The organism is Sabulibacter ruber (assembly GCF_017355955.1).
In the GTDB taxonomy this organism is placed as follows: Bacteria; Bacteroidota; Bacteroidia; order Cytophagales; family Hymenobacteraceae; genus Nibribacter; species Nibribacter ruber_A.
The window spans coordinates 135,893-156,639 of sequence record NZ_JAFFID010000006.1; the positions used below are offsets into that span (position 1 = coordinate 135,893).

At 52.7% G+C, this 20,747-nt stretch carries 18 protein-coding genes; 11 read left to right on the forward strand and 7 right to left on the reverse strand.

Translation table 11 applies throughout. The features are described 5' to 3' along the window. The first annotated feature begins 47 nt into the window (after nucleotides 1-47). The 7 genes from JT719_RS22485 (at nucleotide 48) to JT719_RS22515 (ending at nucleotide 6,020) form a co-directional block, all read left to right on the forward strand. Nucleotides 48-476 (forward strand): winged helix-turn-helix transcriptional regulator, encoded by a 429-nt coding sequence (locus tag JT719_RS22485; protein WP_207436015.1) that lies wholly within the window; start codon nucleotides 48-50, stop codon nucleotides 474-476. A gap of 393 nt (nucleotides 477-869) precedes the next feature. Then, nucleotides 870-1,220 (forward strand): DUF7677 family protein, encoded by a 351-nt coding sequence (locus JT719_RS22490; protein ID WP_242693418.1) that lies wholly within the window; start codon nucleotides 870-872, stop codon nucleotides 1,218-1,220. A 207-nt stretch (nucleotides 1,221-1,427) separates the two neighbouring features. Next, nucleotides 1,428-2,273 (forward strand): CPBP family intramembrane glutamic endopeptidase, encoded by an 846-nt coding sequence (locus JT719_RS22495; RefSeq protein WP_207436016.1) that lies wholly within the window; start codon nucleotides 1,428-1,430, stop codon nucleotides 2,271-2,273. 199 nt (nucleotides 2,274-2,472) lie between these two features. Continuing rightward, the gene (locus JT719_RS22500; protein ID WP_207436017.1) at nucleotides 2,473-2,781 is read left to right on the forward strand and encodes a hypothetical protein; all 309 of its coding nucleotides are present in this window, start codon (nucleotides 2,473-2,475) and stop codon (nucleotides 2,779-2,781) included. A 427-nt stretch (nucleotides 2,782-3,208) separates the two neighbouring features. Then, a complete protein-coding gene (locus tag JT719_RS22505) occupies nucleotides 3,209-3,496 on the forward strand; it encodes a hypothetical protein (RefSeq protein WP_207436018.1) in 288 nt (95 codons plus the stop codon). Between the two features lie 83 nt (nucleotides 3,497-3,579). Next, nucleotides 3,580-4,884, forward strand: a complete 1,305-nt coding sequence (locus JT719_RS22510) for a hypothetical protein (RefSeq protein ID WP_341350792.1) — start codon at nucleotides 3,580-3,582, stop codon at nucleotides 4,882-4,884. Nucleotides 4,885-5,093: 209 nt separating this feature from the next. Further along, nucleotides 5,094-6,020, forward strand: coding sequence for a DUF4625 domain-containing protein (locus JT719_RS22515; RefSeq protein WP_207436019.1), 927 nt, complete (start codon nucleotides 5,094-5,096; stop codon nucleotides 6,018-6,020). A 334-nt stretch (nucleotides 6,021-6,354) separates the two neighbouring features. Here JT719_RS22515 and JT719_RS22520 read toward each other — a convergent pair whose 3' ends face one another. From JT719_RS22520 to JT719_RS22545, 6 genes are all read right to left on the reverse strand, one after another. After that, a complete protein-coding gene (locus JT719_RS22520; RefSeq protein ID WP_207436020.1) occupies nucleotides 6,355-8,796 on the reverse strand; it encodes a TonB-dependent receptor in 2,442 nt (813 codons plus the stop codon). 187 nt (nucleotides 8,797-8,983) lie between these two features. Next, entirely contained in the window at nucleotides 8,984-9,799 is an 816-nt protein-coding gene (locus JT719_RS22525; protein WP_207436021.1) for a DUF4625 domain-containing protein, read from the reverse strand. Continuing rightward, complete coding sequence (locus JT719_RS22530) at nucleotides 9,796-10,746, reverse strand: T9SS type A sorting domain-containing protein (protein ID WP_207436022.1); 951 nt, start codon at nucleotides 10,744-10,746, stop codon at nucleotides 9,796-9,798. The genes JT719_RS22525 and JT719_RS22530 overlap by 4 nt, the downstream gene beginning before the upstream one ends. Nucleotides 10,747-10,808: 62 nt before the next feature. Then, complete coding sequence (locus JT719_RS22535; RefSeq protein WP_207436023.1) at nucleotides 10,809-13,652, reverse strand: YCF48-related protein; 2,844 nt, start codon at nucleotides 13,650-13,652, stop codon at nucleotides 10,809-10,811. A 541-nt stretch (nucleotides 13,653-14,193) separates the two neighbouring features. Continuing rightward, on the reverse strand, nucleotides 14,194-14,481 hold the full coding sequence (locus JT719_RS22540; RefSeq protein ID WP_207436024.1) for a hypothetical protein: 288 nt from the start codon (nucleotides 14,479-14,481) through the stop codon (nucleotides 14,194-14,196). Nucleotides 14,482-14,958: 477 nt separating this feature from the next. Further along, nucleotides 14,959-15,525, reverse strand: a complete 567-nt coding sequence (locus JT719_RS22545; protein WP_207436025.1) for a thioredoxin family protein — start codon at nucleotides 15,523-15,525, stop codon at nucleotides 14,959-14,961. 967 nt (nucleotides 15,526-16,492) lie between these two features. Here JT719_RS22545 and JT719_RS22550 point away from each other — a divergent pair. From JT719_RS22550 to JT719_RS22560, 3 genes are all read left to right on the forward strand, one after another. Beyond that, nucleotides 16,493-16,705 (forward strand): hypothetical protein, encoded by a 213-nt coding sequence (locus JT719_RS22550; protein ID WP_207436026.1) that lies wholly within the window; start codon nucleotides 16,493-16,495, stop codon nucleotides 16,703-16,705. A gap of 559 nt (nucleotides 16,706-17,264) precedes the next feature. After that, nucleotides 17,265-17,825: a hypothetical protein gene (locus tag JT719_RS22555; protein ID WP_207436027.1), complete on the forward strand. Its 561-nt coding sequence runs from the start codon at nucleotides 17,265-17,267 to the stop codon at nucleotides 17,823-17,825. 569 nt (nucleotides 17,826-18,394) lie between these two features. Further along, nucleotides 18,395-19,426, forward strand: a complete 1,032-nt coding sequence (locus tag JT719_RS22560; protein ID WP_207436028.1) for a serine hydrolase — start codon at nucleotides 18,395-18,397, stop codon at nucleotides 19,424-19,426. A 405-nt stretch (nucleotides 19,427-19,831) separates the two neighbouring features. Here the strand turns inward: JT719_RS22560 and JT719_RS22565 are convergent, their stop codons facing one another. Then, entirely contained in the window at nucleotides 19,832-20,209 is a 378-nt protein-coding gene (locus JT719_RS22565; protein WP_207436029.1) for a winged helix-turn-helix transcriptional regulator, read from the reverse strand. Between the two features lie 109 nt (nucleotides 20,210-20,318). On the opposite strand from JT719_RS22565, the gene JT719_RS22570 reads away from it, so the two are divergent. Further along, nucleotides 20,319-20,720: a DoxX family protein gene (locus JT719_RS22570; protein ID WP_207436030.1), complete on the forward strand. Its 402-nt coding sequence runs from the start codon at nucleotides 20,319-20,321 to the stop codon at nucleotides 20,718-20,720. Nucleotides 20,721-20,747 lie beyond the last annotated feature (27 nt).

Below are 20,747 nucleotides of genomic sequence, written 5' to 3' on the forward strand. Positions count from 1 at the left end.
AAAGCTAAATATCTACTTGCATTTTGCAAGTAAAAAGATAAAAAGTCATGAAATCAGGTGATAAGCGCTCAGATTGCCCTATCAGTTCATCCTTGGATATTTTCGGAGACAGGTGGTCGCTGTTGATTGTGAGGGATTTGATGGTATACAAAACCCGTACTTACGGAGACTTCACAAAGTCTGCAGAAAGGATAGCCACCAATATATTAGCGAAACGATTACAGGTATTGGAGGATAATGGCATCATCATCAAATTACCATACCCCGATAATAAGGTAAAAGGGCTTTATAAGCTTAGCCCCAAAGGGGTTGATTTGATACCTGCTTTGGTTGAAATAGCCCTATGGGGGGAAAAATATGTATCTAACCCTAATGAAGGTTCTCCTTTTCTCAAAGAAGTAAAAAAGAACAAAACGAAATTCCTGAAAAATATCATGGATCAGCTGTCGGCAGACGATGCGGCTACTAGCGATTGACCATTGTTTTTCAGGTTGCGTGTCTTTTTCCTCCCACTTAAGGATTATCTCAACTTCTAGATGGCCTGCTTCTAGGGAAGTCTACACAACGTCCAGATCGCACGACGGGTCCACGGGAAAAGGGAATGCTCCTTCTGCTTCCCCCATGGGTGGGAGACGAAGAACTCCACGGTAAGGAATAACCAAAGGAACTGGAAGCGGTTCAGAATGGAACAGTGGAAAGGCAAAAGGCGGCACGGCAAGATTAGGCAGCACAGGGTGCTTGGGCGTTGGGGCTGACCACCTTTTGACCCACTTACCTGCAAGGGGCACCGTATCAATGAGTTGCCGCAAACTAAATGAAAAAGGTTCTTCTGGCTGAGAATCCTGGGACCATAGACGAGACAAGGGAGAATGTTCTGGAAAAGGAAAAACAAGGTATTGGAGCTGTCAAATAATTTCAAGAGCGCGTTGAGGCACTTCGCTTTCTACTACACCAACGGCACCTTGACTTATGTGATAGGCGATGAGACGATCCTCAAAGGAATCGATTACCGCGAGGAACTGAAGCACGAGGCTAGCCTGGTTGAGCAGGCGTACGCCATTTTCGCCAACAACATCAGGATGGATGAAGACGGCAGGGTGCTGAACCAAGCCCACGCCATGAAAAGGGCGGCCCAGTGGATACGGTTTGCCTGCCGCTCTGGGGAGGATGGCTATCGGGTGGAGCCAGGGTTTGAGGACTGGGAGGTAGAGTTACATTGAACCCGTCTTCGGACCACTCCCAATGAGGGGCTGTGGGCAGTTGGTTGTCTTGTCTAGTACAGGGATGGCGCGAAAAGGCGCATGCTGAACTTTCCACCGACAGGTGATGTGAGCGGCGGTACCAGTGGCCCCACACCCCGTAGGCTCGGCGTAGCCTGGCACATGTGGCAGGGCTTTTGCGAACGGATACCTTAAACTTCTTCATGGATGCTGAAGGCTTTGAGAGAAACGGGCGGAGACCTACTGGGCTTCCTCAGGAACCCAAGGGAGGAGCCTAGCCCTGTGCAGACAGGCTCACTCAAAGCCAAAAGGCTTTTCTCGCTGCTGGCAATCGATTATGGGGCAATGTTTCTCGTGCAATCCTTGAAGGAACTGGCTCAATGGCTTGGGTTGGTTGCCTACGAGGATCATAATCTCGATGATACGCTGAAAGAGTGGTCCGCAGGGGCTGTTATTCTTTCCCTGATGGTGGTGATGCCTTTTATTGAGGAACTGATTTTTCGGCTAGGCCTCAGGTTCGAGCGCAACGCGCTGGTCCAATTCGCCCTGCTGCTGAGCAAGGCCGCGGGCAAACTGGGGAGAGCCAAGACGGAGGTGTTCCTGAGGGAGGGGTGGCGCAGGTTCTACCCGCTGGTCTTCTATCTTCTGGCCGCGCTGTTCGCATTGGTGCACATCAGCCGTTACGAGGGAGAGGAGGGACTTTGGCCGATTCTGGTGCTCCCGCAGTTCATAAGCGGGCTGCTGATGGGCTACCTGAGGGTGCGGCACGGCTTCAATATGGGCTTCCTGCTGCACGCAATTCGCAATGCCATCCTTTTGATCCCCTTGCTTATCGGTATCCACCTGTTCGACATGGAAACCGAACCTAAGGGGCCACCCCGCAACAAGGAAAGGGGTACGGATATCAGGAAAGACAGCACATCATCCCTAGGGAGGATTCAGGGCCAAAGGAGTAAGGGAGAAGGATTTCAAAGGCAGATGGTATGCAATCCATTTTGGAGGCATCTAAACACAAATACCCTAGCCTCTATGTCCGTAGGTGAACTAGTCTAGCCTATGGGCTCCTGGGGTATCAGGGAACCCACCGAAAAAACGGAGGAAGGGGAGACGTGTTTCAATCAACAAAACAAAAGTTTATGGTTATTACGCGGTTCCTAACCAATAAATCATAATTTTACGGCTCATTCCATGCCTACGAGCATCATCAGAAAGTAAATTGGATAAAAGGCTTCCATACCGGTATTTGTTTATTTTGACGCTGCAGTGTCTGCTGTTGTTCAGAGTGGCCGTGCCTGCTATTCACACGCTCATGCACGGGGTGGAAGATTCATCTACGGAAACCTCGCCACTTTGCTCTCTGTCAGAAGCCGCAACAAAGCAGGAAGAACCAAAGCAATCCTTACCGGTGACGCAGACCATCTTAGCCGATATGCTGCCAGCCCAAATGGAGGAGTATTCCTTTCTTGCTCCGGTAACCGCATCTCCACCATTACCTCTTCACAGCGGTGATACTTGGATAAATACTTCCTCGCCCATTTTCACACCTCCTCCGCAGGTTTAAGCAACCAGGTTTCTTTACGGCGTTTTAGTAGCAGGTACTTTTGTTCCCTTTGAAGGGAGCGACTTACTCCTGTGCTCTCTCCTGATTTCAGGCTGTTCAGAAACAATTTCAGACTCAGAGGCAACTACTGCTTGTCATGTAACGGAGCAGTCTGCTTCTCCCTCTCTGTTTTGTGCTTTTACCGGTTTAGGTACTGCCTGTTTGACGGGCCTGGCCTGGTGTAAGCATTGCTATTTCTTTCGCCCCTTTTACTTGCCATGAAGCAAACGCTTACGCTGATGCTCCCATCTTATGATTGTGCAACCCGGCTACCGGGAATGGGTTTCCGGTGGCTATGTCTTCTGTCAGCCTATCCTGCGAAAGTAAATATTTCCGCGCTGTCACTATGAGGAGACCCACACAATACCATCTCCTACCCCCGACGTGGATGGCTGCCTGCTTATTGGTAGCCATGCTCTGCGGACCGGTGCACGGCCTCGTAGTCAGGCACCACCACCATGCCCATGGTTCTGGTAAAGCTATTTCCGTCGCCCATGACCATTGCACGCTTTGCCTTTGCCAAACGGCCGGGGTAGTGCCGGTCCTGCAGTGGTCAGAACCTGAGCCGGAAGTCGCTCTTCCGCGGTGGCCGGTGCGCCAGATTTCCTCCCCGGAAACCATTACCGAGCCCTCGGTTTACCTAAGAGGCCCTCCATCGCTGTTTGATGAGAAATGAAACCACCGCTGATCCTTGATGATAGGTGCAGCCAAGCATCCGCCCTCGGGCAAATCCAAATTTTCAATCAAATAACCATGACCGTGAAAGCACTTCTAAAACAGTACTTACACCTGATGACCCTTGACAATTACTCTTATACCTTCCATTTAACTCCGTTATCCCCCATGAAGAATATTTTGCGCCACACCCTTCTATGTATACTTGCCATTGCCCTTTTCGCCTCCTGTGACAGCGACAAAGACGAACAAGATCCTCAACCCATTGTAGACGAGTCTATGAAGGAGTTTGAGTACGTGCGGGTGCTCACCGCCGATGGTACCTCTACCACCATCACCCAGGTAAAGCCCGCCGATGGCACCACGGTATCTCTGCAAGCCAAGTACCCCAACGCCAACCTATACCCCACGGCTACAGGGCGGTACGCGGCTATGCTGTTCGGTACCCAGAATCTGGTGGAGTTCTTTGACAGTGGCCTGGAATACCATGGCGACCACGTTGACGTGAAAGGCACTCCTAAGTTCGCCGCTATTTTTGGCGAGAGGATTAAACCATCGCACTTCAAATCGAAGGGCGATGAGTCCATTGTGTTCAATGATGGAGATGGCACCCTCTCGGTGGCCAGAGAAGCTGACTTCCATACCCCAGGCGCGAAGATGCGGGTGATCAATGCCGGTTTAGACCCGCACCACGGGGCCATGGTGAAGTTCAACAACGGTACCTACGGGGTTACTTTCGTGGACAAATCCTCCACGCTGGCCGGCCCGCACGGGGTGAAGATCATCGATGCCACGGGTGGAGAGGTTGTCGCTTCCACTTTCCCTACCAGCCGCATTCACGGCAATGCCACAGATGGAACCAACGCCGTTTTCGGGGCCGAGGGAGGTGCCTTGGTGGTGACCCAGGCCGGGCAGCAGCGGCTGATCCCTAATCCGGAAGGGTTTGGAGCGGTTCGGATCGGAACCATACTGTATGCCGAAAAAGCCAAGAAGTTCGTGGGCTATACCAATCTGAAAGGAGCCTACTTTGTTGACCTTACCGGCAACAGAATCACCCCGATTTTGGAGAGCACTACCATTATGCAGTGTAAAATAGACAAGGAAGGCCGAAACCTGCTGATCCTGCTCTTAGACGGCACCCTGAAGGTGTATGATTTGGCCACCGGAAACCTCAATAAAGAAGGATCGGTGATTCCGGCGACTGCCGCCGCTGAAACTTTGAAGCCGGTAATGGAGGCTACCCAGAGATTTGCCTATATCGCCATGCCGTCTCTGGGAGAGGTGCACCAGGTTTTGTTGACGGATTTTACCAAAATCACCAAAATCAAGGTTTCTTCCCAGCCTACCAAGCTCATCATCACCGGCTTTGAAACAAGCGAATCGCATTAAGTAAACACCTCTTCAGGGCCTCGATGAATTCTTCAGAATACTTCTGAGGGACGATGCAAACCATTCCAGCCATAGCCTTCGCAGTTGTAGGGCTATGGCTGAGAGGCTCTGTGCCTATTTGAGTAAGCGCACCTTCCGCCAAATCTCTGACTGGGTGTAGCGAAAGATGCCCATTGTACACTTTACCCTTTCTAGTAAAAACGATGAACGTGAAAGTATATCTACAGCAATACCTGTTCCTGCTTTTAGCCTTAAGCATATTTGCCTCCTGCGATGACGATGATGCCCCGGTGTTGCCGCAACCAACCATTGACAACATAGAAATTGGGTTGAACAACAACGAGATGGCCGTGGTGGGCCGGGATTTCCATTTCAATGCCAAGATCCAGGCCGGAAACAAAATTGAGAACGTGGTGGTGAAGATTCAGCAGCGAAGCGGGGAAACCTACGCCAAAGTCTGGAGCCATGAAGTCAACTGGACCGAATACAATGGGTCTGCCACCGCCACGGTGCACAAGCACTTTGACATTCCCGCCGATGCGCCCGAGGGGAAGTACGATTTCCTGATCACGGTGAATGACCAGAACGGCACCAAACTGGAGGTGAAGAAGAACCTTTCCCTCTATACCGCCGAAAACCTGCCGGTAGACCCCAAGCTGTCCATCTTCAATATTTTTGCCAAAGAGGCACCCTATTACCGAAACGGCAGGTTCGTAACGCCTGGTACCAGCTTGCAGAAAGGAGATCTCTTCAACTCCCAGGTGGCTATCTCTGGGGTAAAAGGCAGCGGCAAAATGTATCTGCTGCTCATCAACAAGAAAGCCAACCATCGGCCAGAATCCATTGAGAATATTGATTTCGGCAAAGCCATTGTCTATGATGTGTATGAACACAAAGACTGGGCAACGGTGGACCATTTCACCAACTCGGTTTTTGATGAGGCTAGCTATTCAATGGTGCGTGAATGGCCAAACCTGACCATCGGGGCCGCCACTGACAACAACACCCCGGCTGGCCCTATCACCGGATCCAAAGCCTGGGAGACGGGGGACTACTACTTTGGGGTGGTCTATAAAAATACCACCTACAACATGAGCTTCTTCCATTACATGGAAGTTCCGGTAAACGTCAATTAAGGCTGAATGGCCAGTGGCACCTAATTCTGAAATAAACTTATTGATTGGGAAAGGCCGCTTCGATTTTGGTTTGTTTTCATAAAAAGCCACGAATTCTTAACGGCTATCTGTGAGATAGCGGACAGGACTTTCACCCCAAGAGGGATAATCTAAGAACTTGGTTAAGTTCTTAGATTATCCCTCTTGCTTTAGGTACCTCAAATAAATTGAAGAAGGCAACGACTGGTTTCCAACCCCATTTCCGCCAATGGTTTCTGCTCAGTTTCTCAGAAAAGAGGCCTGAAACAGCCTTGCGCTATTCAGCTCAAGATAGGCAGCCTGACTTTGGAAAATGTCAGGCTTTGGGCTTCCGTTCCAGCTGCACTGCCAACGAGATTACGTAGTTTCGGCTGGGCTCCGGCAGGTTGAGGATGCGGTACCGGCTAAGATGGTTTAGGTATCTCTCATCCAAGAGGTTCTGAACCTGAAAGCTTAGTTGCCCCCATTTCTGTGTACCAAGGCTGATGCCCGTGGAAAGGTTTACCAAGGAATAACTGCCTGTTGCCGGTTCGTTGCGCTCTACCCGGTGCTGCGCCGCATAGTAGCCGTAGTTCAGCTTGAGGTAACCGTCGCTCAGGAAAGCCCCAACTGGAGGGAGGTTGTACTCAAGATCAGTCTGGAGGTTGAAGGGTGGGGTGAAGGGCAGGGGCAGTTGGGTCGTGCGGTTCTGGGCCCAGACGTATTCACCCGTCACTCCCAGGCTTAAAGCCGGTAGCAGGATGTATTTGGCAGTAGCCTCGGCTCCCGTGTGTATCGCCCGCGTTTGCCTGAACCGGTACAGCTGTCCCGCCTCCGCCACCGGGTAAAGCGTGCCCTCTACGTTCACCGTGGGAAAAATGCCCGATGGGCTCAAATAGATGTAGTTCTGGAACAGATTGAAAAAAGGCGTAACCGACAGTTGCAGGCGTTCGGTATCAAAGCTCACGGCCACGTCCAGCTGGTAACCCTGCTCGGGTCTCAAAGTCACATCGCCTTGCTCATACCGGAACGTGCCGTGGTGCATGCCGTTGGCGGTGAGCTCGGCGGGCGCGGGAATCCGGAACGTTTTGCCAAAATTGGCTTTAAATCCCAGCCGTTGGGTGGGGTTGTAGGCCATGCCCAGTGAGCCGCTCCAGCCCCAGAAACCCCGGTTCACGTTCGGGCTCTGCTGCAGGTCGGCAACATAACGGCCCTCGGAATAAAAGGCCCGTTGCTCCTGCTCGGCGGAAAGATGACCGTAGTCGGCGCGCAGCCCGCCGCTGGCAAACCATTTTTCGTGCAGTCGGTACTTACCTAGCGCAAAAACGCCCGCCTGGTGGCTTCGGAAGTGGGGAAGCAGAAACTCGAATCCGCTGTGGGTGTTTTTCTGCGCCTGCGCCTGCACCCCAAAGGTAGGCTCCAGTCTCCCGCTGAAATGCGGAAAGTAACGGATATTCGCGGTGGCGGTCTGTAGATCCAGGTGCGTGGCCAGGTGGTGGTTCCCTTCGGAAGGGGCACCGTGGGCGTGGGGCAGCGAGAGCTCTTTGCGGTTGTTCCGCTGGTAGCCCAGATCAGCCTCCAGCCAGTTCTTGCCTAACTGAAGGTTGCTGTTGGAAATGATCTTGAAGTGATTGATGTCCTGGCTGGGCAGGTCAATGTTGCGGCGGCTGCCATCAGGGGTAAGCATGTAGGATCTGGGGATGCCCATGGCCCCGCTGAAGATACCCACCTGCTGGTTGTAGTTGGACACCGTAAGGTGGAAGTAGCCCCAGTTCTTGTTCACGCCCACCGTGCCCGAAAAATGGTTTTCCCGCCCCGCGGTGTTCTTGAGCCGGTGGCCATGAATGGGCAGCACGAAGCGGTTGTAGGTGAAGGTCTCGGCGGGTACTTTGTAGTCGGCGTAGGTTAAGTGGGTGGCCCGGAAGCGATACGTGAGGCCGCGGCGATTCCCCGAGGTGGCCACCGTAGTGCCGTACGTGTCATTGTTGGAGCGGTAAATGCCCCGTACCGTAGCGGCATAGTGGCCCTCCTGCACCGCCACCGGATGCGAGATGCGCACCACGCCGCCCAAAGCATCGGACCCGTGCATGAGCGATGCCGAGCCTTTCACAATCTCCACCTGCTCCACGTTGAACTGGTCAATTTCCAGCCCGTGGTCAGAGCCCCATTGCTGCCCTTCCTGCTTGATGCCGCTGTCAGTGACCAGCACGCGGCTAAAGCCCAAGCCCCTGATGACGGGTTTGGAGATACCCACGCCCATGTTGATGGAACCCACGCCCGGCAGTTTCTCCAACGTATTCATGAGCGAGGCCCCGGCGTTCCGGTGGATGTAGGTTTCATCGGCGGTTTGGGTGAGCACCGCGCTTTCCTGCTGGTTCGGGAGCGTCCCGTGGCTTTGCACCACCACCTCCTGCAATTGCTGATTAGACGTCTGCAAGGTCACGGAAAGGTGGACAGGAGCCTCGGTTACCGTCACCATCTGCGTACGAGGGGCAAAGCCGATCATGGAGACGTGCAGCCGGTAATGCCCCGGCCGCAACTTCTGGAGGTGGAAATTGCCTAGCGCATCGGTCTGGGTGCCTTGCAAAGTCTCCTGCAAATGCACTGAAGCGCCCACCACCGGCTGCCCTTGCCCATCCTGCACCTGCCCGCTTATAGACTGCCGTTGCTGCGCCTCCGCCCTGGAAGGGTGCAACGCCAGCCAGCACAGCACGAACAGAAGGGCCAGAAGCGTGGTAATTCTTCTAAGGCTTGGATTTTGAGTAAGAAAGGATTTCATGTAAAGTGTTCAGCTTCGTTGGTGCGTTTTGAATCTGTTTTCAGGAAACAACCCCTAAACCTGATTGTAAGAATCGCCTGACCTTTATTAGGCCTTCGCCGACGCGAGCTTCCAGATAGTGCCCGCAGGCTGCTTTGGGTCTATTTTCTGGAAAACAATCCCGTAGCAGTAAGGAACCTGAAAGCGGCTATGGCTCCACAATCACTTTCAGTTGTTTGTTCACCGAGTTATTCCTGCCGTCAAAAACCTCCACCAGGAAGTTGTATTCGCCGGTAGGCATGTAGGAGGCGAAGGTGAAGGGAACGCTGAAATCAGCTTGGGTCCCCGTGGAGGCGGGAAAGAATTCCTGGACCACGGTGAAGGGGGTGTTGGCAGGGTCCGTGTAGCTGATTTCCACCTTTCCCTCGGCTAAGGAATAATTGTCGGTGGCGGTGCCGGTAAAACTGAGGGTGCTGCCCCGTTTAAGGGTGGTAGCAGCAGCCGTTGGGCTGGTGAGGGTCATCTGCGGCGCGGTATTGTCGGTGGGGTCGGTAACCTGGATGCTGTAGACGAGCGGGGTGGCCTCGGTACCGGCTTTGTCGGTGGCGTACAGGAGGAGGTGGTAGTTACCGGGCGTGGCGTCGGACGGGACCTCCAGCTCTTCGATGGCTTTGAAATCTTTGCCAGTGGCTTCTTTGATGCGCACCATAAACCAGGGTGTGCCCCGGCGCAGGCCGCTCCTGTGGCCGTGGCAGTCAAAGTTGTTGTGCACGTCAATCTTGTACTGCGAAAGATTCACATCATCGGTTAACTGAAGGTGCAGCGTCAGTTTGCCCCCGGTGCTCACCGGAAAGACGTGGGTTTCTGCCTGGCTGCACACGGTGCCTTTGCCGTAGTTGGGGCTGCTTTGCAGCAGGGAAATGACCGGATTTTCGGTATCGGGTTTTTCCTGTTCGGTGTCCTCATCGCCGCAGGCGGAGAAAAAGAGAGCGAATAGGAGGGAGAGGGGGAGTAGTTTTTTCATTTGATGATAAGTTTAGTGGCTAGGGAGATGGCATCGGCTTGCAGGAGAAAGAGGTAGGTGCCTGCTGGCAAAGCAGCGGCGGAAAGCGAACAGGTGTGCTTGCCCGGGGCTTGGCGCCCCACTGGTTTGGTGAGCAGGGGATGGCCGTTCAAGTCAAGTAAACTGATCGTGACGGTGGAGGAACTGGCCAGGACGTACCGGATCTCGACTTCCTGCCCGCTCTGGATAGGATTGGGCACGGGTGGGTACAAGGTGAGCTGCTCCTTCTGGATGTACCCCTCCTTCAGGCCGGTAACGGTCACTTCCACAATGGGGAACAATGCGAAGTGCGTGGCGATGTTGGTGAAGTTCTGGGTTCTGAAGTCCACCCATTTCTCGTAGGCATGCTCATGGGCCTGCACGGCGTTCCGCCCGAAGTTCCCGAAATCTGCCGTGGGGCGGCTGCCGTTAATGCCGCTGTAAAGCCCGATGGTATCGCCTTCGTAGCCGCCGTGGGCGTAATCGTGCAGGTCAAAGGTCACGAAGAACGAGTCAGCCACGGCAATGGGCGCGTCGAAGGTGGTGGTCATGGCGGAGCCGTTGAGCCGCAGATCGGCGTAGCGCACGTCTTTGCTGCCCAGGCGCTCGGCGGGCAGTTTGTTGGTACCCACACTGTACACCCTGAACGAAGCCAGGTTGTTCCCGTTGGTATAGCGCCCGCCGTGGTGACTCACCACGCCCACTACTTTGGCGTTGCCGCTCACGTAGTATTTCTCGGCATACTGCTGGTTGAAGCGGTAGTTCTGGCCCAGCCAATAGCCCCAGGTGCCGGAGTTGGTGTATTTGCGGAGCTCCTGGGGGTGTTGGGGAAACAAGTTCCGGAGGGTGCGGGTAGTCTGGGCAAGTGCGATGGTGGGGACCAGTAAGAGGAGTGCTGGCAAAAGCCACCAGAAATAATATTTCTTCATGGGCTGAGAATGAAAAGGTTCCCCGCTGTTTGGCAGCGGGGAATAAGGTGGAAACATACAATCTATTGAATCAACAGGCGGCTTGCCATGCGGTGGTCACCGGCCTGCACGAGCAGAATGTATAGGCCCTGAGCACTGGTCGGAAGCTGCAGCTCGGTGGCGTGTTCACCGGTGTTCTTGCGGCCAAGAGAGCGCTGCAGCACAGTTCTGCCGTTCAAATCCACCAGGCGCACCTCCACCTCCGCGGTGGCCGCCAGCCCGAATTTCACCTGCACTTTGCCTTGGGCGGGATTAGGAAATGGAGCATACAGTTTCAGAGTGCCGTTGCTTGCAAACTGCTCCTTCAAACCGGTCACGTTCTGGAACTGCACGATGGGGAACATCCCCAAGTACCCATTGTAGTTTTGCTCCGCACGGAAGTCTTTCCAGATGCGACCAGAATGGCTGTGCAATCTAACGGCGTTCCTGGTTACTCCTTGGTCACTGGCGGGACGTGAATTGTTGGAGGTATGTAACAAGGCAAGATTATCTCCCTCAAAGCCGCCGTGGGCGTAGTCTGTGAAGTTGAGAGACAGATAAAAGGCATTTTCCACTGGCACCGGGGCATTGAACGTGGTGGTCATGGCCGTTTGGTCCAGCTTCATGTCTTTGAACCACACGTCTTTGCGGCCCAGTTTACGATTTGGGAGGTTATTGGCGTCTAGGTCAAACACGTTGAACTCGGCCACATTTTCCGATTCAGCGGACACCACTCCGGTATGGTAGCTCACCACGCCCACTACCGCCGCCTTGCCCGAGACCTCAAACCTCTCGGCGAACTCCTCGATGTAGCTGTTCCCCATGCCGGTGAAGTGGTAATCGGTCTCCCACCACTCTCTAGCTTCCACCACTGAATCTTTCAGGGCTATAGTAGAAGCGAAGTTGCGGAGGGTGTGTTCTTGGGGCTGTAGGGTAAGGGTGGCAGGGGCAGGGCTCTGGTCATCGGTACCCGTGGCATGGTCCGTGAACCGGTAAACAGCACCGTTCTGGCCAACGGCCCAACCATGGTTCAGATCCGTGAAAGAATGCGCGAAGGTACGGTTGTCTAACTCTGTCTCGGCCCAGGTGTGGCCGCCGTCGGTGGTGGAGAGAATGGTGCCGTGGCTGTCTCTGCGGCCGGTTACCCAACCCCGGTGGGCACTAGTGAAATGCACGTCAAAGAAGTGCGATACAAAGGCGGGCGGGATGGTTTGCGGCACCCAGGTCTGGCCTCCGTCTATGGTCTTCAGCACATAGTCATGGTCGCCCACGGCCCACCCGTGATGGGCATCGGTAAAGTGCACGGCATTCAGGGTACGGAGCGTGCCGCTGGTTTGTCTGGTCCAGGTCTGGCCTCCGTCCGTGGATTTGGCAATCACGCCGTTTCGGCCCACCGCCCAACCGGTGTTCTCCTCCAAAAAGTAAACACCGGTATACTCCATGCCCTTCACCCCGAAGAACTCTGAATGGGCCTGCCAAGCGGTTCCGTCATAGCGCAGAATAGTACCGGAGCTACCCACCGCCCAGCCTTTGGGCGGTGCGTTGGTGCCCTCCGCCCGCTTCAGGAAAAACACATGGTTAAGACCGTAGTCATGCCCCAGGGGATGGGCCGGAAGGGTTTGTGCCTGCCAGTTCTGACCGCCGTCCGACGTGGCTAGAAGAGCGACGGGGTTGGAGGCCACTACCCAGCCGTGCTGGTCATCGGCGAACGCGATTTTAGAGAAAGAGGCTTTGTCCAAAGGGGCGGGGCGGGGCACATTTTCCCAAGCCTGGCCTCCGTCCCTGGTACGGATGAGGGTTCCGGCATCACCTACGGCCCAACCTTGGGTGGTGTTCAGGAACGTGACGTCTGATAAATCATGGTAAACAAAAGCCTCCCTTTTGCTTTGCCAGGTCTCCCCGGCGTCTGTGCTCACATACACGGTGTTGGGCGTCATTATCGACAAGGCAATGACCGTTCGGCCATCGGCGGAGACGTCGAGGTATTGGAGATACTGACCAGGCTGGTCCAGCACTTTGACCCAAGACCGGCCGCCGTCAGTGGTTCTGTAAATGTAATGCTGTGTGTCTACCAGAAACCCAACGGTAGTGCTCTGAAAACGAAACTGCGAAAAACTTAGGCTGGGGTTCCCGATTACATTCTCCGGTAGGGCTGTGGCAGCCCAGGTTTGGCCGCCATTGGAGGTGTGCAGGATACTCTTGTTATGATGGTCCAGCACCCAACCGGTCTGCGCGTCAATGAAGCTGACGTGGTAGAAACCATACTCTCCCGAGGCATGCGTGGGATACGTCAGGTTTTGCCAGGTGCGCCCCCCGTCTACCGTTTTCATGATGGAATTTCCCCCTACCATGTACCCGGTTTGCCCCATCATCACAATGTTGCTGACCAACATGTCTTCGGGGAAATCGGCCTCGGCCCAGGTTTGGCCTTGGTTTTGGGTGTGGTACAGCTTTGAACCACCACTCTCCTCATCATACATCATGACCAAACCAGATTGCTCGCTTATGATGCGCAAAAGCTGAGGATAGCCTCTCAGCGAAGAGGGCAAGGGCGTCCAGGTTTGGCCCCCATCCTGGGTCTGGTGCAGTTGACCTGCTTCATTGACTGTCCAACCGCTGGTGGCGTTGAGAAAATGGGTAAGGGTGAAATCTACTTCAGCGGGAGCCGTTGCGTTCTGCCAAGTCTGCCCCGAGTTAGTAGAGTACAGCCCTATTTTGGGGTATCCCGTTACAAACAGGTTTTGGGCCGAAGGTGCGAATACATTGGTGTACTGGTCAGGCTCCCGGCCCCGCTGGTGTTGCCAGGTCTGGGCTTGGCTTAGAAAAGGGAAGAGGATGAACAGAGATAGCACCAGAGAGAAAATGTATTTGGGTATTAATGGTCTCATCGGAAGGATCTATAGGTAGAAATGAATTATTTTTTTCAGAAGAATAGGAGAGCCTTATGTCCTCTTAAAGGGCGTAAGTAGCAAGCACAGGGCTTCTGCCGTGTGGCTGCATTCCATAGCTGGGCTAGGATCGAATTGAATCCCAAGGATCAGCCTGCTGGCAACAATAGACCACAAGAGTACCCCGGATGGGATCCTACAGGCAAAGGTCCAAACGAACAGGGGCTATCTGTATCAGGGCTTGTTTCCTAAAAACCAGGCCCTAAACAGACAGGGACTTCAAAGGCAGGGGCAAAAAGGGCGTTCTTCTTAGGTTCCGGACCTGATAGCGGTGCGCTTGTTGTGCCAGTTCAACGGATGGCAAACCTGTTCAACATGCCAACCTTGAGCCTAGGGCAGCAGAAATCCAAGTAGTACCTTGTTGGCACAAGCGTTCGGCCAAAGCGCACTTCCTGCGAAAGCAAGCCGCCCAACAGCACGCAAGCCTAGGCACAGCGGTCACGCAGGTTTTGTGGAATCAGGAAAAATAAAAGAGGCCTGGTTAGGCGGAGGGGGGCCCTCGGAGGGCAATGTTGTTGGGGAACGTGAATTGCCAGGCGAAACCTTCCTGCACCGCATACCCGTCTACAAACGCCACATCCGGAAAGGTGAAGGTTTGGAATTCGGGAGATGTGAAATGGTGGTTGAAGTATTGGTCTGTCTGGCAGTGCGTGTGCTTGGTGTCAAGGATAGAACCGTCTTCAGTTTTAACGGATCCTCCACTAGAAGGGGTTTTGTGCTCTGTATGTTCGTGGGCGTGCAAAGCCAACACTGCATTTTCGGGGGTCATTATCCGCAGAAAAAGCAGCAACAGAAAGGGGGCGATATAGGGACTGAATAAACGCACGCAGCTTATATACTGGGTAAATATAGTTGGCTTACTTTAGAATCAGGCTATTTTTATAAACATTTTAACTTTTAACAGGGGAAAGGCCTGCTTCGGCCTTTCATGTCACTTGTGATGCAGCCTTGAACCGGAGAGCACCGAGGCTCTTCCTGGACGGCCTCAGCGTGGCCTCCGTTTCGGTGATCGCTGTGGTGGGCGTCCACCTGTTCACCGAATCCGTCCGGCAGTGGTAGGGGCGGTAGTCTTGGCGGTATGCCTGGCCTTGACACTTCTTTGGGAAAGGCTCAGCACCGGCGTCATCTTTCTAGTGGGTAGTGTGGGGGCTCTTACTCAGAGCATGCCACAGGTCTAACTATGGAAAAACCTTATGGCGCCCTATGCAGCACAGGATCGCGGGCAAGAACCGCCGTCAAACGGGGATCATAGCGTCCCGGAGAGCACACCTGCCAATTCCCTTTGGAGGTCCTCGCCTCTGTTGGCATTGTACCAATTCTGGATCTCTACTTTCACCTTCTCAAAGGGGGCCTTCTCTCTCTGCAGTTCGGCATACACCCGCTGGCAGTTGGCAGGGCGCGGCCCCCACGTCCCCAGGTCATTGCCCTCCCGATCCCGGATGACCACTTTCGGGATCGATCTGGTGCCGTTGGTGAGGTACTGCTCGATCCTGAAGGGAGCCATGTCCCTTAGCTCGTAGGAGATGGATATTAGCGGGTTCTCCCGCGCTGCCATCTCGAGGAAGGGCAGGTTGTGGGCCGCGTCGCCGCACCAGGGCTCGGTGATCACGATCCAGTCTTGGGGCCGGTCAATCCTAGCGACAACCTCCAAAAACTCCTTCGATAGTTCCCCGGTCTTGAACCAACGGTTCATGCGTGACCAGTTCAGTTTTGTGTAGGCCAGATAGTCCGGGTTGTCATAGGGGGGCTGCTGCTCTGCGGCGGCCCTCTCCATTATATCCTTGAAGTAGGCGCTGTATTCCTGATAGTTCATCGTCTGCTTTATTGAAGTTGTTGGGTTGTGCAAGCTTGATTTTGATTACTTAACGAACAGAGTACCCGCAACCTCCCAGTACGGACCGGTGGAGTGGGACTTGGTCTCAGGCGCTGTCAAGCCCGGCACTAGCAATACTGCTATGCGTGATCTCTCCACTGGGTTTTCCAACTCGCTTTATGTTTGGTCTATGGTGCAATCTAGGGTATCCTCCATGTCCGATCGGTATCCGTTTCCCTGAGGAAAGCGCGTTCCCAAGGGAAACCAATCACTCGCCTGTTGCCAGTGTGATAAGACAAGTTATAGAGAAGAAGGTGAAAAAGGAACCGCTAATGAACGGAAACATGGTCTATGAGGAGAGAATGCCCGCTATATAGGACATCATAGAGCCGCTCTGCGGGAAATTGAAGTTACGTATACTTGGCTCCTTGCTGTAAGGCGAGAGACTCTGCTTCATGGCCTTGCTTAGGGAACTTGACGGGATCGGGGTCAAGATGCTCTTCAAGGGACTGAAGAACCTAAAGTTGTTGGTTTAAGGAATACTCGGTTCCTTTTATGGGGTGCTTCCCACCCTTCAGAAGGATGCTGTCTCCTATATGGAAGTCAGTCACATAAAGCCTGTCATTACCTTTCGGGATAAGGTATTTTTCCTGCAGGATGACAAACCTGAACCTTGCCGGGCACGAGGAATGGAGGACGCCTAAGCAAAAAGGAGCCACCTGGTTGCCGGGAAAGCGAAAGGGAGGCTATTTACTGCCCCCCCTTCCTAAGACTACTGGAAATAACTTTTGATAAAGGATGTATACGGGGAAAGGTTGTTTGTTGAAAACTCACTTGCCGAACCTTAAATTCACCCGTTCCTGGCCCTGGAAATACTCTGTAGTTTACTGGGGGTTAAACGTAAATAAATCTCTTTGTCAAAAATTGATTCAACATTCATAGCCGTAATGCAGTTTCTCTATAATAATTGCTGAAAATCTATTTTGCTACTCCTAACTTCTTCAAGGCATCTTTTATAATTGAGCAGTTATCCATCCTTGATTTAAGCGGGGAACTAGCCAAAAGCATCACAGACAAAGCAATTGATAGAAGAAATGTGACACATACAGCAGAAGATTTTCTTGCGATTAATGAACTTGGGATACAGGCTACTGGAATAGCCAATAACGCCAAGAAGTAAAAAAAGCCTCGGTCAACGCCGGGGCTGTTCATGGGCAAAAGAAAACTCAGAGGTATTTAGTAATTTTTTGTTGTTTGCTTGATGGTTGCTTTACGAAAACCAGATGCTTACTTTCTGTGAGCCTTATGTTTGGCATATGAAAGGTTTATCCAACATAAACCATGAAATACCAATCTCATTTCTATAACATGTTAATAATAAGCATAATAACAACAATAACAACAACAAACTCTTCAGCTCAAGCCATTGATTTTCATTTATTTATGTGAGAATCCTTGCAACTTTCTTTGCTATTATCCAGTTTTGCACAAGATAAGAGTATCAATAACAGTAGTCACATTTTTAATAAGAAGGGTGTGAATATGGGAAGTGGTAATCTTAATTTCAATTTATGGGCAATATCAAAGCAACAACTAAGGTTAAGCCTTGCGGAGACAAGGTAGAGGTCGCTTCGGCGGTCCATAAGAACTTAGACACTTTCGCATCTGCTTTTAAAATCCTTACCAAAAAAGAGGTAGAGGCAAAGAGATGCAATGTCTATTCTTATGCTGTTTAATTTGTGATAGATACCGGGTTAGAGGGTAAGAACGAATACAGCGGGTACCAATATAAGTTTGTTGGCAAAATCCCCGGATATTCCGAATTTAACCAATGCAATTTCATACACCGCTTTTCCTTTCGGTATAAGAATACCAGAGGAACAAAGCGGTGTATTTTTGTTGATGTAGAAGAGTACGATCACCAGGTATTCATTGTGAAGTTCTACCTGAAGCACCTGAAGAATTCACCTAAACGGTTTTCAGCAACAACACAAGATAGGCTTTGCGGAAGGGTACTTGCAACATGCGCTAAAATAATGCTGTTCCATTTTGCCAAAGTAAATCCATATGCCTCCTTTGGGTTTATCGGGGCAAATGGTGAAGGGGAGGACAAACATAACACCATTAGATTTAGAGTGTACTCTCCGTTAGCAGTACGCCTCTTCAATCCGAACAACTATATTCATGCCATCAAAGAGGAGATAAGCGCTTATATAATTCTGAGCAGGGCCAATCCAGATCCTCTGTTAGCTGAGAATGTGTACCGTATGTTTAAAAAGCATTATGAAGGATTAGCATAACGCCGGGGCTTTTCTCTTACAAAGGGGACTTCCGTTGTATTCCGCCCTTAACACCCCCACTGATTGGTGACGTACTCCGGATCTTCTCGCCTCTTGGCTTTTAGGGGACCCAGCCGTTCGATGGGCAGCTGCCTAGTATGAGTATCTCCAACGCCACCAGGATCCATGTATCCGCTTCGGGTATCACCAACGACAACGCGAGGCTTTACGCCGGTTACCGGCTGAGGTACGTCATCATCAGGAACCGCTACCAGCCCAACGAGACCAGGCAGGAGCGCATGGTCCGACCTCCACTACTACCGGCTTTACCCCTTCAAGTCGCTTCCCACCCTTTCCCTGGATGCATGGGGATACTTCGGGTTCATCACCCGGTAACAGGGCAATTACCTGTCCGGCCCGGCGAGGATCACCAGTCCATTTGGCAATCTTGGGTAAACCGTTAACTTAGTGGAGTCCTGGAACGGCAGCGGGCACAGTACCTGGGTCCGACGGAAAAGGTCGTGGGCAACCGGCCCTAATGCCGAACGTCGTACCCACAGTTGTTTGGCTGCATCCAAAAAGTACAGAAGGTGAGAAAATTGATCCCGTTATTTCTATTGATCAGCCAGGTAGGCTTGGGCCAGATGAGAACCTTTAGCGGGAAGCCGATTGGGGCGGCTGAGTTTGAGAAGAGAATCAGAAAAGCCATGGATTCGCTCCAGGTGCCGGGGATGTCCATCGCGGTGATCAACGGGGGGAAGGTCGTCTATGCCAGGGGATTCGGGTTCTCCAACACCGAATCAAAGAAAGAGGTGACCGCCTCGACGGTATTCGAAGCAGCCTCCCTGTCCAAACCGGTTTTCGCCTTTTTTGCCCTAAAACTGGCCAAAGAGGGGAGATTGGACATCGACAAACCCCTGGTGGACTACCTGGCTGCCGACAACATCGACGATGAGCGGTACAGGCGGATCACGGCGAGGATGGTCCTGGGCCACACCACGGGGTTGCCCAACTGGGGCGACGGTGAGAAACTGCGGCTGCTTTCGGAACCGGGGGAACGGTTCTCCTATTCCGGGGAGGCCTACGTGTACCTGGCCAGAGTCCTGGCGAAGTTATGCGGTACTTCCCTGAAGGGCCTGGAGGGCATTTTCCAAAGAGAGGTCGCAGAGGACCTGAAGCCGAATGGACTCCACTTCGTGCTGACTGAAGGTATCAGGCAAAACCTGGCGGGCGGTTACCAAAAGGGGCAGCCGGTGAGTGACGAGCGGGACAGGACCGTCTTTGATCCCGCCGGCGGGCTGTACTCGAACGTCCCAAGCTACGCGGCTTTTCTGGTCGGGTTGATGCAGCAGCAGAAACGGTATAGGGAGATGTTTGTACCCTTCGTCTCCCTGGAGGAAAGCAGCCCCATAAGGGAGTATTTCGGGGTGGAATCCTGGACTCTTGGCTTAGCCGTTGTGAAGATTGGGGGGAAGGAGAACTTCTGGCACGGGGGGAATAACCTGGGCTACACCTCTTCCTTCATGGTCAACCCCGCAAAGAGGTTCGGGTATGTCTATTTCACGAACGAGGACCAATGCAACGGGATGAAGAAAGTGGTGGAGAGTATCCTTTGGGACTGATGCAATACCACGGCATTGGGCCATGGGAAGACAACGGGGCTGGGTTCAAAATTCTGGACCACCTGCCGGAACAGGGGATAGATCCCGGTGCCCTTCACCCAAGCGCTGGTAGGGCACCGGGATCTATCCCCCATCGCCAGCCCGTTTGACGATCTGTGGGCAATGGTTAACCTGGGCAGGAGGTATGGTTCTCCTTCCGGCTTTACTGCATGCGCCCCCTCACGTGGGTGCAAATGGCCTATTGAAGCGCCCTTAATTGACGGGGTAGTATGTGAGGAATGCCTCCTGAGCAGCCCTGTTCCTGATGCTTATGTCTTTAAAGCGGTGGTAATGTTCACACAGGAATAACACCCTTTACCGAAACCGAGAGATGCCATTGCTACCGCTTTTATAAGGGATAAGCAATTACGCCGGAAGGGGAATCTCTTTTATTTTCTGCTTGTGCATACGTCCCCATTCCACCAGCGCCTCCAGTACCTTTTTGAGGGTCAGACTGTATTCAGTGGCTTCATATTCTACCACCACGGGGGTTGCCGTTGCGTAGACGTTTCTTTTCACGAAGCCATTAAGCTCCAGCTCCTTCAGCTCATGCGAAAGCACCCTGGGGGAAATGTTCTTGAGCGCCCGTTGAAGTTCATTGAAGCGTTTGCTTCCCCCCTCTATCAGCACCAAGGTGATCCTGAGCTTCCATTTGCCCCCTATCACATACAGGGCATCCTCGATAGCGGGCAGGCTTTCACAACACCCTCCGCTTTCCGATTGATCTGCTTCTTCTGTTTTCATTACGGTTCAGGGTTATATAGTAACCAATAGGTTACTACTATCCTTTTACATAGTCCTAACTTTTGTATAGTGAAGGTAGGTAATTTTGACCTGAAAAACAGAATGAATCATGAAAAACAAAATCCTATCGGCGCTCACCCTTCTGTTCGGCCTGATGATGGTCAGCTTCGGGCTGAACAAATTCTTCCACTACATGCCCATGCCGGAACCCTCCCCGGAAATGATGCCCATTATAATGGCCCTTGTAGCCACCGGGTGGATTCTTCCCCTCGTGGCTGTCGCTGAGATAGTGGGGGGTGTCCTCATCGCCATTCCCAGGTACAGGGCCCTGGGTGCCCTTATCATATTCCCGGTAATGGTCGGCATTGTCGTGCATCACCTTGCACATGACATAGCGGGCATTGGCATGAGCCTGGCTCTTTTCGCCATAAACGTTTGGGTCATTTTTGAGAACAGGGAGAAGTACCTGCCCATGGTAGGCCCCACGCCAATCCACAACCAGGGAGCTTAGTGTAGGCTTAATGCGCCCTTTTAAAGG